The sequence below is a fragment of the Acidiluteibacter sp. genome (assembly GCF_055129545.1).
Window position 1 is genome coordinate 170945 of sequence record NZ_JBSRUB010000026.1, and the last position, 12602, is coordinate 183546.

A 12602-nucleotide genomic window follows, 5' to 3' on the forward strand; every position below is an offset into this window, starting at 1 on the left:
GAGACTATGCTACATCAAACCATTCCTTTTCAGGCTACCGGATATTTTTCGCCAATAGTTATTGATTATTTGAATCAATCGGAACGACTAAAACCGTTTTATGGTGTCTTTCCGAGTATTGAGAATTTTAAAGGAATTATTGATGCTAAAAGCAAGGAACCGATAGATCGTGAGGTCTTAGTTGCTGAGTTAACTGCTCAATATGCAAAAGCTAAAATCAAAAAAGCTCCCGAGACGTTTGAGAAAATAGCTCAATTGAGTGAATCCAATACGTTCACTGTGACCACTGGTCACCAGTTGTGTTTGTTCACTGGGCCGTTGTATTTTGTCTACAAGATTGTCAGTATTATTAATTTGTGCAAGCAACTGAAAGCAGCTTATCCAGAACAAAATTTTGTTCCAGTTTATTGGATGGCGACTGAAGATCATGATTTTGCTGAAATCAATCATTTCAACTTCAAAGGAAAGAAACTACAATGGAATTCAGGACAGACCGGTGCTGTGGGACGGTTTCATTTAGAAGGAATAGAGGAAGTATTTGTTGAGTTTGAAACCTTATTGGGCGATTACAACGAGAATACAACCTACATCAAAGAATTGTTCAAGAAAGCTTATTTTCAACAGTCTAATCTAGCGGATGCGACTAGAGTATTGGTGCATGAGTTGTTCAAATCGGAAGGATTGGTAATTATCGATGGAGATAGCGCTGCATTGAAAAAAGCGGTAATTCCTGCTTTTAAAGAAGAATTGTTGAAAGAAGTGTCTTCCGATTCTATAGAGCAGACCAATATCGAACTGGCGAAGCACTATAAGATTCAAGTAAATCCCAGAGACATCAACTTGTTTTACATCGAGAACGATATTCGTGAACGGATTGTAAAAACAGAAGAGGGATTCCAAATCAACGATACGGAATTAACTTTTTCAGAAGCAGAAATGATGAAGTTGTTGGAAACAAATCCAGAACGATTCAGCCCCAATGTGGTATTGCGACCATTGTACCAAGAAACCATATTACCTAACCTAGCCTACATAGGTGGAGGTGGTGAGTTAGCGTATTGGTTCCAGTTGAAGTCTGTATTTGAAAACTTTAAAGTTCAATTTCCAGCATTGATTTTGAGAAATTCCGCAGCAGTTTTAGACAATAAACAAAGTAAATTGTACCAAGAATTGTCAATCAACTTGACTGAATTATTCACCCCTACGGTGGATTTAGTGAAGTTATTGGTGCAGCGAGATTCCAATTACGATTTATCCATTTCTAAAGAAAAAGAGTTAATTGGAAAGGCGTATGCTTCTTTATTGGATAAAGCAGCTGATTTAGACGAAACGTATATTCCTCATTTTAAAGCGCGATTGGCCAAACATCTAAATGACTTAGATCACAGCAGCAAGAAATTGATGCGCGCTGAAAAACGCAAGCAAGCTACTTTGGTAGATCGCATTGAGCGATTGAAACAAGACTTATTTCCAAATGGAGGATTACAAGAGCGAAAGGATAATTTCTCTTCCATTTATTACCAATATGGTCAAGCGTTTTTTACTGAGCTTTATACCAACTTCAGTTTGCCATCGGCTGATTTCTCAGTTTTTATAGACGGGCAGAAATAAAAAAACCGCAACATAAAAGACTGAATTTTAATTTTTTGGTTAATTACTTATTTCCAAAATAATCTCCCGATTGATTGCTTCCAATAGGAATGTATTGTGCACTTCCAAATCCTAAAATAGGATAGAAAATAAAAGGCAATAAGAGTAACCCAACAGTGTACAATTCATCTTTTCCGAAACGCTTTGCCAATAGGTTGGCAGACCATATGGCGATAATAAAATTAGCAATGGGAATGAATAATAAGATGAGCCACCATGACGGTTTGCCTATGATTTTAAGAAGGATATAAAAATTATAAATAGGAATAATGCTTGCCCAGCCCGGTTGACCTGCTTTCGTGAAGATCTTCCACTGGGAGATAATTAAGAGAATTCCTACTATGCAACTGAATAGTAATATAAACAGTAGAAACATAGCTCCTAGTCCGGCAATAAGGGTTTCAATTGGTTCCATTTTTATAAAATTTATTTGTGTGGGTTAAATATAAAATTTTATTCTTCAATTGCAAAGAAACAAATAAGGGTTATTCCATTTCTAGAATAACCCTTATTTAATGAATATTCAAATTGTTAGCTACCTTATTTCATGGTGTCCTGTCCAATTAATAGTGGTGCATTCCCATCAGTAATTATAATCTTGCTATTAGATGATTTAGCCAATTCATTAAAAGCTTCGATAGTTCGAATTTTAATAATTTCATCCGTCAAGCCCTGAGATATAATCTTTTGGGCGTCGCTAATTCCTTGAGCTTCTATTACTTTTCGATCAGCTTCCAGTTTTGCTTGCTTTAAGATAAATTCCATTCGCATAACCTCTTGCTCAGATTGTAGTTTTTGCTCTATCGCAGCGGAGAGCCCTGGTGGTAATTGTATACTTTTCATTAATACAGCATCTATTTGAATTCCTTGAGGTTGAAGTGTCTTATTCATTTTTATCATGATTTCATTTTCAATCTCTGCTCGCATCCCCGAATGCAGATCTTTTGCAAAATGCTGTGAACACACATCTGCCGATGCAGAACGAAATACGTTGGCAATGATAGTTTCATAACCTAGTCCTAAGTTTCGGATGACCTTTGGTACATCATCAGGACTTAACTTGTAAAGAATAGAGATTTGAGAATTTATACTCAACCCCTCTTTGCTTGGTAAATTCAATGTAAGCTCTAAATTACTAGTTCTAACAGATACTCGAATAACTTGACTTACAAATGGATTGTACCAAATTATTCCTTTGTATTTAACTTCTTCAGAAAGAGTTCCTAATTTTTGCTTTATTCCTACATCGCCTGGCCTGATTACTGCGCAACTTGAGAGAATTATCCCAATTGTTGCAAAAACTACTATTCGCTTTTTCATATGTGTATATTTATATTTTACTAAAAGTAACTCCTGATGTACATATATTTTTATTTATATTAATTATAGTATACATAAATTTTATTTATTCAAATGCTTATCTTTCTTAGTATAAATAAATTCAATATTTAAAAACTATTATGAGACAATTTTATTTTTTAGCTTTATTAACATATTCATTTACAGTAATTAGTCAATCTCAGACTAAGCGAGTTTTGTTTATCGGAAACAGTTATACCAATGTGAATAATTTACCTAGTTTATTAGCAAATGTGGCATTGTCAACAGGTGATTCCATTATTTATGATAGCAATACGCCAGGAGGATATTCTTTTCAAGCGCACTCTTCCAATCAAAACACATTAAGTAAAATAGCTCAGGGCAATTGGGATTATGTGGTGTTGCAAGAACAAAGTCAGCGTCCATCATTTCCTGATTCACAAGTTCAGATTGATGTATTTCCATATGCAAAGCGGTTAGATAGTTTAATTAATGTGGCAAATCCATGTACTGAAACTGTTTTTTACATGACTTGGGGTAGAAAAAATGGTGATGCCAATAATTGTCAATTCTTCGCTCCTTTGTGCACTTACCAAGGTATGGACAGCCTATTGAATTTAAGGTATCGATACATGGCTGACACCAACGAAGCCATAGTTTCACCCGTTGGTGCGGTTTGGAATTACATCAGAGCAACCTATCCTTCGATAGAATTATACAGTGCAGATGAAAGTCATCCTTCCCTGGCGGGAAGTTATGCTGCAGCTTGTACTTTTTATGCGACGATTTTAAGGAAAGATCCAACTTTAATTACCTTTAATTCATCACTATCTGCGGTAGTTGCAGACCAAATTAAAAGTGCAGCCAAGTTAATAGTATTTGATAGTTTATTGAATTGGCATATAGGAGAATATGATGCGAACGCACATTTTACTTCCAATCAGAATGGCTTCCAATTCCAATTTTTTGGAAGTACGGATACATTAGTAAAGCACTTTTGGGACTTTGGAGATGGGACAATGGATTCAGTTGCCAATCCTACCCATATTTATCCTGGCTTTGGGTATTTTAATGTAACTCATAGGGTGACTAAATGTACTAGTAGTGATAAAGACAGCGCTTATGCCAATCTTCTTCCTATATCTGTTAAAGACAGAACTTTCGATGAAGACAAGGTAAGTGTCTTTCCCAATCCGACGCAAGGTTTGGTGAGTATAAATTCAAATGGATTGAAAATTAGGAAAGTGACTGTTTATAATTTGAATGGAGTAGAGGTGAAAGTCGTTATAGTTGAGCAATCTATACAGCAAATCAATTTATCGGAATTAAATCCTGCATGTTACTTTTTAAAGCTTGAGTTGGATGAAGGAATCTACAGTCTTAAAAAAGTAATCATTCAATAAAAAAAATAGTCCTGAAATTACCAATGAAGCCATTGAATTTACAGGACTATTTTAAAGATTTTCTTATTCGTTATAGTGGATAGTTTTTCTCAAAGAACATTTTCATGTCTTCCCATGATTTTTTATCTGCAGCTTCGTTATAGGCAATTGGAATACTGAATTTCTCACCTACAGCCGTTGAATTTTCATTCGTGAAGGCATGAGTCGCATTTTCATAGCTGATGAACTCGTAAGGAGCTGTAACCTTATCCATTCCTTTCTTGAAGTTCGTTACGTCTTCTTCTGAGACAAATTTGTCAGCCAATCCGTGGCAAACCAATACTTTTGTTTCTGTCATTTCGGGAGTAGCATTAAATCCAGCTAAACCACCGTGAAAAGAGACAACAGCATCTAAAGGAACACCTAAATTAGCTGCATTTAGAGCAACAGTTCCACCAAAGCAATAACCGATTGCAGCCATTTGATCTGGATTTACATTTTCCATAGATGTAAATTTTTCATAGCCTGCCATCATTCTAGACTTTAATAACTCAGGATTGCTGTATATTTTTCCTGATTGTTCAGTAGCAGCTGTTGGGTTATCTACTGTCAAACCATTTCCATACATGTCTACGGTAAAAGCTGCATAGCCCATTTCGGCTAACATTTTTGCACGCATCTGAGGGTACTCATTATTTCCCCACCATTCGTGAACCACCATAATTCCTGGCTTTACTCCTGGAGAATTCTCATCATAATAGTAATAACCTTTTAACGTGTCATTTCCGGCCATATAGGTCACTTCTTTCTGCACAATACTTGGTTCTTTGACTTCAACTATTGTTGAGTCTGCTGTTTGGGTTGATGCACTTTCATCGGTTTTTGGTTGAGAACAACCAACGATTAATAGAGATGAAAGTAGGGCAATGGATAATGTCTTTTTCATTTATTTAATTTTTATAAAGGTATGGATTATGGGTGTAACAATACAAATTCCATATTGTTTCGAAACAATTGTTTTAAGTGATTGAAAATAATTACAAACTTAATTAATTGTATATTAGATAATTAACTGCTTAAGTCTATAATGCATAAGAATATTATGTATTTAAAGTTTGCATACATAAGATTGTTATGTATATTTGCCCCATGTATTCATCAGAACTAATTAAAGGAACTTTAAAAACCATCGTGTTGAACTTGCTAAAAGAGCAGGGGAGAATGTACGGTTATGAAATTACCCAACGGGTGAAAGATTTAACAAACGGAAAAATTCAAATTACGGAAGGGGCGCTGTATCCCACTTTGCACTCATTGGAGAAATCTGGTGAGCTGGAGACAGAAAAGGAGTATTTGGGAAAGAGAGTGCGGAAGTACTACACACTCACTGAGCAAGGCCAAACTACTGCAAGCCAAAAAGTAAATGAATTGACTGAATTCATGAATACCATGAAGTTTTTGTTAGATCTAAAACCTGACTTAGGAAATGCGTAACGTAACCGATGAGGAAGTTATTTTCATTGATCATGATTTAGCAACACGTGGAATTGTCTTGGAGGAGCTACGAGACAATTTAATCGATCACATTTGCTGTATCATTGAGCATGAAAGCCAACAGAATGAGGACTTTTACAAGTGCTATGAACGAGTATTGCCCCAATTTTTCAAGGAAGAGTTGCAGGAAATACAAACAGAGACAGATAATTTACTTCAATTTAAAAACTTTTATACCATGAAAAAAATCATGAACATTGCAGGAATAAGTACGGTGTTTCTTATTCTTGCCGGCACCATTTTAAAGACGCTTCATATGCCGGGTGCAGCAGTAACTCTCCTTTTAGGTGGGTTTACATTTGCTTTTCTTTTTCTTCCTATTTTGATCATTATCAAATTTAAAGACGACGAATCTAAAACGGATAAAGCAGTCTTTAGCCTTGGATTATTATTGGCAATGGTAATTGCAACAGGGTTTATTTTTAAAATAATGCATTGGCCCTTTGCCAATAACCTGATGTTCGGTGGAACTACCATATTTACACTGTTCTATGTGCCACTATACTTTTTTACTCGAATCAGACGTCCTGAGGTTAAGTTTAATACCATCGTCAATTCAGTCATCATGTTAGCCTTTGGTGGAATTTTGTATACCCTGTTTGATTTAAGTTACAGTAAGAAGTATGCAGATGAAATGCAAGAAATCCACTATTATTTGCACGATAACTCCATTCGCTTGTTTGAAATCAATGATGACTTGTATGCAGTTTTGCCATCAAATTCTCAATCTAATGATTTACGCAGCAAAACAGCTGAAGTAAATAAGAATATTGAAATAATGGCAGAGCTGATTTCGAAAAGGGAAAATACGGATGGACTGAATACAGCAGTGCCTGAGTTAGAGATTTCATTAAACAATTACAATACTTATCTCAATTCATTAAATAACTCAGCTGTTAAAACGATTGACAACAGTGGTTTGTTAGTTATTCATAAAATTAATACAGAATTAGCCATGAATGTATTGGCAAGAGTACAGCAACAATTGGCTGTGAATGAGAATGCTTTTCTTTCAAAGCAAGTGGCTTCGAAATAAAATAATTCTTTGGTTAAACAATTCACCTATCATTTTTATCAAAGGCCGAATTGTAAATGCCGAATTACTAGAAAACAAGCAGACAAGAGTTTTAATCTAAATATTTAAACCAGTTTAAAAAATAGGAGGGAGTTAATTTTACTCACTTTTGCTAAATTAAAGTCTGCGAAATTTTATAGTTTTATCGGTATTAAACAATTGAAAGCTTCCAAGGGGTGTGACCTTGGAAGCTTTTTTTATCCGTGTATGGTTTCTGATTTTCCGTATCGTTGAATCACTTCTGCTTCAAATTCCACCAACTCTTTCCATCTTCGATCTACATCGATGTCGTGTCCATATTTCCGAGCAAAGGTGATGAAAGTCGTATAATGCCCGGCTTCGCTGATCATTAATTCCCGATAAAATTTAGCTAATTCTTGGTCGCTGATGGTCTCAGATAATAACCGAAATCGCTCACAACTTCTTGCTTCAATCATCGCAGAGAATAACAATCGATCCACTAAAGCTTGCTGACGGTTTCCCCCTTTGTTCATGAATTTATACAATTCGTTGACATAGCTATCTTTGCGTTCTCTGCCCAAGGTGTATCCTCGCTTCTTGATGATTTCGTGCACCAATTGAAAATGCTCCAATTCTTCTTTCGCCAATGCCAATAAATCCGTCACTAACTCTTCGTGCTCAGAATTGTTTGTGATTATTGTAATGGCATTTGTTGCTGCTTTTTGTTCGCACCAAGCGTGATCGGTTAAAATCTCTTCAATATTGGATTCTACAACATTAACCCATCTTGGATCAGTCACTAATTTCAGGTGAAGCATAAGTGGTTTTTTTGGCAAAAATAAGGATAATGAGGTTGTTTTTTAAAAAGCCATTTACGCAATCAATTCCTTTCACTAATTATCAATACTATTTGCAGTCATCAACAGAAAATCTAGGCTCTTATTAAAGTCTAATAATTCGTAATCCAATCCTAATTTTTTTAAATTGGCATAATAGCGATCCACTTTAGTGAAGTAATTCTTCTCTAACTGAATAGCGGCAGCTTTAGTACCTAGCTTTTCTATCAAAAACCACTTTTCTAATAATCGGCCAGTTCGTCCATTTCCATCTTGAAAAGGATGGATTTTAACAAACATCAAATGAATGAAGGCTGCGTAGTAAAAGACTTCAAAATCATTTAATTCTTTAGATTGAAGAAGTTGTATGTCGGCTAATAATTTATCAAATTCAGTTTTTACCATTTTTGGGTCGCAAGCTGCGTATTCAATCTGGTCATTACTATTAATAACGAACATTGGGTTTGAGCGTATTGCTCCTTGATGGCTAGTTGGAAGAAGCGAGTCACTTAATATACGATGCGCTTCTTGTATGGTTTTTAGAGAAATAGAGTGTTCATCAATAAAGTCATACGCCGAAAAAAGATCATCAGCCTTTTTAGTGTAATCAGGTTTAAATTCTACATTTAGAAATTTATGTTTAAAAAAACTATCAAATTCAATGTCTTCACCTTCAATTTTAGAAGAGTAGACTGATGATACAGATTTATAAAACTGAAAATAATCAACTGGGATCTCAATTTTTTTGATGTTATCCAATTTCTCTAATGGAGAATGTTTCAACTTTTGAGTAAACTCATTTAGCAGATTATCAGTTAATAGTTGGAAGTTCATTCTATCGTTTATTTACCCAAAGATATGCTTTTTGAAACTTCAATATTTAGCGTGGATTCAAAAAATATCCTTCTGTCTATTGGCATAAACAGAAGGATTTGATCACTTATGAATCACTAAGACCTAGAGAAAAAACAATCCTCGGAAATTAACTTTTCAAATGAGCACTATACAATTTTCTAAACTTGCTCAGCTTTGGATTAATGACTGCTTGGCAATATCCTGCTTCACTGTTGTTTTTATAATAATCTTGATGTTCTGGTTCTGCCCAATAGAAGGGGGCAGATTCAGCCAATTCTGTTACAATTTTATCTGTATAAACGGTTTGAACTTCCGCAATGGCTTCTTCTGCAATTTGTTTTTCAGTTTCATCTGCATAAAAAATCACACTTCGGTATTGGGTTCCTTTATCGGCTCCTTGTCTGTCTTTGGTCGTTGGATCATGAGTGGTCAAATGAATAATCAACAAGTTTTTCAAGCTGATTATTTCATCATCATAATGCACTTCAACTACTTCGGCATGACCTGTTCGTCCGGTGCATACCTCTCGGTAAGCAGGATTTTTAATCGGACCACCACTATAACCACTGTTTACTGCTGTAATTCCTTTCAATTCTGAAAAAATGGCTTCCGTACACCAAAAACATCCTCCGCCTATTACTACTTTCTTCTCCATCTTAAACCTCCTCTTTCTGTTCTACTTTCTTTAATGATACTGCATTCATACAAAAACGCAACCCACTTGGTGCGGGCCCATCAGGGAATACATGACCTAAATGCGCATCACACACATTGCATGTCGTTTCAACTCGAATCATTCCATGACTAACGTCCTTAATATGAGCAATGTGGTTGTCTTGGATTGGTTGTGTAAATGAAGGCCAACCAGTTCCGCTTTCGAACTTCTCATTGGCATCAAAAAGCAAGGTGTCGCAACACTTACAAGCATATATTCCAGGTTCAAAAAGACTGCATAAGTCAGAGCTATTCGGCCGTTCAGTTCCTTTTTGTCGCGTTACATAATATTCTTCATCTGTCAACAATGCTTTCCATTCTTCAGGCGTTTTTTCAACTCGTTTTGGAGGAGTTAAATTGCCATTGTTTGCATAGTTCATTACATCTTTCCATGTCATCATATCTGTCTGTTTTTCTTCGTAGTTTCTAAACTAATTCTGCTTCAAAGTTACTTTCTTCTGTAACAATTAATGGTCTATTTAGTTTATTGTATTGAGAAAAGTAAGGTAGATGACATTGAATGAAGCAAACGAATGCTTTATCGATTTAAAGACTATTTATTGGAAGGTTTTCTTCTCAACCAAAGTAAGCCACCAAAAATGGCAAATCCAAAGATGGATAAGAGAATGGAAACAGTCCAGTAGGGTGGAGTAAACTCTAATTCAATGGTGTGCGTTCCTTTAGTCAATGGAACAGCCATAAATCCAATGTTAGCTTTGTACAATTTTTCTGTATTCCCATCCACCTTTACTGTCCAAGAGGGATCAAATGGAATGGAAAAGAACAGCGCTTTAGCCGAAGTAGTGGTGATGGTTCCTGTAATGTGACTGTGAGAAAATTGAGTCATTTCCATTGTCTCAGCTCGCCGATTGTTTACATCTGTTTCTAACAATTCAGGAGAATAATTGAGATTGATGGTAGAAGGATCAAAATCAGACAGGCCATTAAAGGCAGGAATATCCTCTTTTGATAATGTCATTGCTTGCAATAAGGTAATCTGTTTTTTGAGTCCTGTGTTAGAATCGTCTTTCAAATTCACAAAAGTGGAGCTGTCAATTAGCTGATTGTAAGTAAACCCAAAAGGAATGAACAATGGGTTGCTTAATATTTTTAATGCCCCAACATCCATGTAATCTTTATAAAAGAAACGTGGAGAATTGTTATTCCTAATAAAAGCATACTTTGTAGATGTGATGAGTTGTGTCAGAGGTTTATTGACCAATCCTGAAATCCATCGGGTTTGATTTTCATCTTTCGGATCAATAATTTCCATTGCAGATAAAAAATCTACGTAGTTTTTTTGATTGAACGAATGGTAGGAAGCAGAGGAAAAGTAACCTTGAACTTTTGCATCATTGGTACTCGCGTGCATCGCAGGACCAGACCTAAAGTCAATCTTCTCTACTCGATAGAAGGTGGGATCAGATTTCTTTAGGAATGCCATAGCATCCACTGTTTCATCATTGTAGCCCACTTTTTGTGTAAACTCTACCTTCGAAATGGTTTGTCGCTTTTGATTGTAAGTGGCATTTCCACTGAATAGTGCTTCAGAAACAATCAACACTAAAAAGGCAATCAGCGCTACACTGCGAAATTTTGAGGACTTCATTCCTGCGATTGCCAATGCTTCAATGATCAAGAAAAACAATAAGATACTTCTTAAGTTACTGTCAATTGACACATTGGTGGCATTGTTGAATGGAACGTACAATAAAATAGCTACCGTTAATACTGAAATCAATAAGGTAATCAGGTGCACCGACTGCTTTATGTAAATAAAATTTAAAGCATGAATACTCCATAAAATGAGGCTGATGGAAACAAACAGAGAATACATTCGATAGTAGTTCCCAGAAAAAAGCCAAATCGCATTTCGAACGAAAGGAAAGAACAACGGAATCAAAACCAATACTAATCCAGTGAGGTAGATGATTTTTTTGCGTTTGTCGAGGTGAAAAAGCAATTGAGGTAACAAGATCAAAGTGCTTAATCCACAATACATAGCAGGAGCTTCCAAATAGTTATTCCAACCTTTGTAAGCCATTTTATTCTGTCCGTTAATGACTTCGAATTGAGCACCGAAAAAGAAATCATTAGAGAATAAACGGCCTAATGCAGTAATGAATTCTCTGCCTTCTATTAATGCCCAAGGCGAATTTGCCATCAATTGCGCAAAGAAAGCCGATTCTCCGCTTCCTCGAGGGCTGTTGATCACTTGGTCAATCGTACTGACTAACATGAAAGTACTCATCAAAACACCCAAAGCTCCACAGCCAATTAAAGTAAGGTAGAGTGTTCCCAGTTTTTTAGGGATCGGTTGGTTGTTTTCAGATTCCAACACACGAAGAGTGCTGTAAACCAACAGAAATAAGGCAGCTAAATATAAATCAAAAGGAAAATTGAATGCAAACAAGAATACTGACAAAGTGAACATCCACCACGATTTGTGTTGATACAAACGTTCAAATCCCCACAACATTAAAGCGATGTAAGCGCCTTGAGTAGTGAAAATATACCAACTGGCACCCACAATCATAAATCCGCTGAATGCATACAAAATACCACCGATAATGGCAGGAAGGAAACTGATTTTTAAGCTTCTTAAGAAACAGTAAAAGAGCATTCCGGCGGTAAAAATCTTCAATAATTCTACCCAGGCAATCCCAAAAGCGAGATTGTCTTTTCCTATCAAATATAAAATCCAGTTGAACGGATCGCCAATGCTAAATGGCAGGATATTTTGCCCCAATCCTTGACTGAACGACCATTTCGGAATCCCATCAGTGGCGAGGTAATCGGCTATGTGCACCAATTGTGGATAAAATACGTTGATGGTATCGCTGGCGATGTCCTTGAACAAGAATAAACTTCCCCCAAATACAAAATCTCGAAAAACAAATAGGAGCATTAAAAGCAACAAAGTCGCCATTAACCCCAATCCATTTTTTGGTGTTAAGCTTTCAAAGAAGTCGGGTTGATTGGGTATATTCTTTTCAGCATTCACCTCTTTTTTAGGCTGCTGCTTGATATTAGACGGTTTGTTGAGCTTACTTTTAGCCATTTAGTTGTTCGATTTGCTTGTTCTTTTGGACGAGGCTGTAAAATAGCAAAAAAGATTACTTTCTTGCAAATTGGGAATATAGTTCGAGTTTATAACTTCTTTCGTGAGTTATTAACCACAGGCATACATATTAAAAAGTATACAAATATGTATAAAAATGAAACATAAAGAATACATATATGTATTCTTTATGA

Annotated in this window: 12 protein-coding genes; 4 read left to right on the forward strand and 8 right to left on the reverse strand. The window is 35.9% G+C overall.

Annotated features, from left to right (window positions below):
* Positions 1-6: 6 nt before the first annotated feature.
* Complete coding sequence (bshC, locus tag ACTB0X_RS13195; RefSeq protein ID WP_463025507.1) at positions 7-1611, forward strand: bacillithiol biosynthesis cysteine-adding enzyme BshC; 1605 nt, start codon at positions 7-9, stop codon at positions 1609-1611.
* Between the two features lie 43 nt (positions 1612-1654).
* Here bshC and ACTB0X_RS13200 read toward each other — a convergent pair whose 3' ends face one another.
* Both ACTB0X_RS13200 and ACTB0X_RS13205 read right to left on the reverse strand, forming a co-directional pair.
* The gene (locus ACTB0X_RS13200; protein ID WP_463025508.1) at positions 1655-2065 is read right to left on the reverse strand and encodes a DUF5684 domain-containing protein; all 411 of its coding nucleotides are present in this window, start codon (positions 2063-2065) and stop codon (positions 1655-1657) included.
* A 125-nt stretch (positions 2066-2190) separates the two neighbouring features.
* A complete protein-coding gene (locus tag ACTB0X_RS13205; RefSeq protein ID WP_463025509.1) occupies positions 2191-2970 on the reverse strand; it encodes a prohibitin family protein in 780 nt (259 codons plus the stop codon).
* A gap of 140 nt (positions 2971-3110) precedes the next feature.
* Between ACTB0X_RS13205 and ACTB0X_RS13210 the strand changes: the two genes are divergently transcribed.
* On the forward strand, positions 3111-4373 hold the full coding sequence (locus tag ACTB0X_RS13210) for a T9SS type A sorting domain-containing protein (protein ID WP_463025510.1): 1263 nt from the start codon (positions 3111-3113) through the stop codon (positions 4371-4373).
* A 70-nt stretch (positions 4374-4443) separates the two neighbouring features.
* On the opposite strand, the gene ACTB0X_RS13215 is transcribed toward ACTB0X_RS13210, so the two are convergent.
* Positions 4444-5298 (reverse strand): dienelactone hydrolase family protein, encoded by an 855-nt coding sequence (locus ACTB0X_RS13215; protein WP_463025511.1) that lies wholly within the window; start codon positions 5296-5298, stop codon positions 4444-4446.
* Positions 5299-5501: 203 nt separating this feature from the next.
* Between ACTB0X_RS13215 and ACTB0X_RS13220 the strand changes: the two genes are divergently transcribed.
* On the forward strand, positions 5502-5846 hold the full coding sequence (locus ACTB0X_RS13220) for a PadR family transcriptional regulator (protein WP_463025512.1): 345 nt from the start codon (positions 5502-5504) through the stop codon (positions 5844-5846).
* Positions 5839-6942, forward strand: coding sequence for a hypothetical protein (locus tag ACTB0X_RS13225; protein WP_463025513.1), 1104 nt, complete (start codon positions 5839-5841; stop codon positions 6940-6942). The genes ACTB0X_RS13220 and ACTB0X_RS13225 overlap by 8 nt, the downstream gene beginning before the upstream one ends.
* Before the next feature lie 236 nt (positions 6943-7178).
* Here the strand turns inward: ACTB0X_RS13225 and ACTB0X_RS13230 are convergent, their stop codons facing one another.
* The 5 genes from ACTB0X_RS13230 to ACTB0X_RS13250 all read right to left on the reverse strand — a co-directional run bounded on the left by ACTB0X_RS13230 (position 7179) and on the right by ACTB0X_RS13250 (position 12408).
* Complete coding sequence (locus tag ACTB0X_RS13230; RefSeq protein ID WP_463025514.1) at positions 7179-7760, reverse strand: MiaE family protein; 582 nt, start codon at positions 7758-7760, stop codon at positions 7179-7181.
* 75 nt (positions 7761-7835) lie between these two features.
* The gene (locus ACTB0X_RS13235; RefSeq protein WP_463025515.1) at positions 7836-8612 is read right to left on the reverse strand and encodes a Fic family protein; all 777 of its coding nucleotides are present in this window, start codon (positions 8610-8612) and stop codon (positions 7836-7838) included.
* Between the two features lie 148 nt (positions 8613-8760).
* Positions 8761-9288 carry a peptide-methionine (S)-S-oxide reductase MsrA gene (msrA, locus tag ACTB0X_RS13240; protein ID WP_463025516.1) on the reverse strand — a complete coding sequence of 176 codons (528 nt, stop codon included), beginning with the start codon at positions 9286-9288 and terminating at the stop codon, positions 8761-8763.
* A 1-nt stretch (position 9289) separates the two neighbouring features.
* Complete coding sequence (msrB, locus tag ACTB0X_RS13245; protein WP_463025517.1) at positions 9290-9748, reverse strand: peptide-methionine (R)-S-oxide reductase MsrB; 459 nt, start codon at positions 9746-9748, stop codon at positions 9290-9292.
* A 152-nt stretch (positions 9749-9900) separates the two neighbouring features.
* Complete coding sequence (locus ACTB0X_RS13250; RefSeq protein WP_463025518.1) at positions 9901-12408, reverse strand: YfhO family protein; 2508 nt, start codon at positions 12406-12408, stop codon at positions 9901-9903.
* Positions 12409-12602 lie beyond the last annotated feature (194 nt).

Coding starts and splice junctions, on each gene's coding strand:
- msrB (WP_463025517.1), bottom strand. CDS start 9,748: ATGATGACATGGAAAGATGTAATGAACTATGCAAACAATGGCAATTTA.
- ACTB0X_RS13205 (WP_463025509.1), bottom strand. CDS start 2,970: ATGAAAAAGCGAATAGTAGTTTTTGCAACAATTGGGATAATTCTCTCA.
- msrA (WP_463025516.1), bottom strand. CDS start 9,288: ATGGAGAAGAAAGTAGTAATAGGCGGAGGATGTTTTTGGTGTACGGAA.
- ACTB0X_RS13230 (WP_463025514.1), bottom strand. CDS start 7,760: ATGCTTCACCTGAAATTAGTGACTGATCCAAGATGGGTTAATGTTGTA.
- ACTB0X_RS13250 (WP_463025518.1), bottom strand. CDS start 12,408: ATGGCTAAAAGTAAGCTCAACAAACCGTCTAATATCAAGCAGCAGCCT.
- ACTB0X_RS13225 (WP_463025513.1), top strand. CDS start 5,839: ATGCGTAACGTAACCGATGAGGAAGTTATTTTCATTGATCATGATTTA.
- ACTB0X_RS13220 (WP_463025512.1), top strand. CDS start 5,502: ATGTATTCATCAGAACTAATTAAAGGAACTTTAAAAACCATCGTGTTG.
- ACTB0X_RS13235 (WP_463025515.1), bottom strand. CDS start 8,612: ATGAACTTCCAACTATTAACTGATAATCTGCTAAATGAGTTTACTCAA.
- ACTB0X_RS13210 (WP_463025510.1), top strand. CDS start 3,111: ATGAGACAATTTTATTTTTTAGCTTTATTAACATATTCATTTACAGTA.
- bshC (WP_463025507.1), top strand. CDS start 7: ATGCTACATCAAACCATTCCTTTTCAGGCTACCGGATATTTTTCGCCA.
- ACTB0X_RS13200 (WP_463025508.1), bottom strand. CDS start 2,065: ATGGAACCAATTGAAACCCTTATTGCCGGACTAGGAGCTATGTTTCTA.
- ACTB0X_RS13215 (WP_463025511.1), bottom strand. CDS start 5,298: ATGAAAAAGACATTATCCATTGCCCTACTTTCATCTCTATTAATCGTT.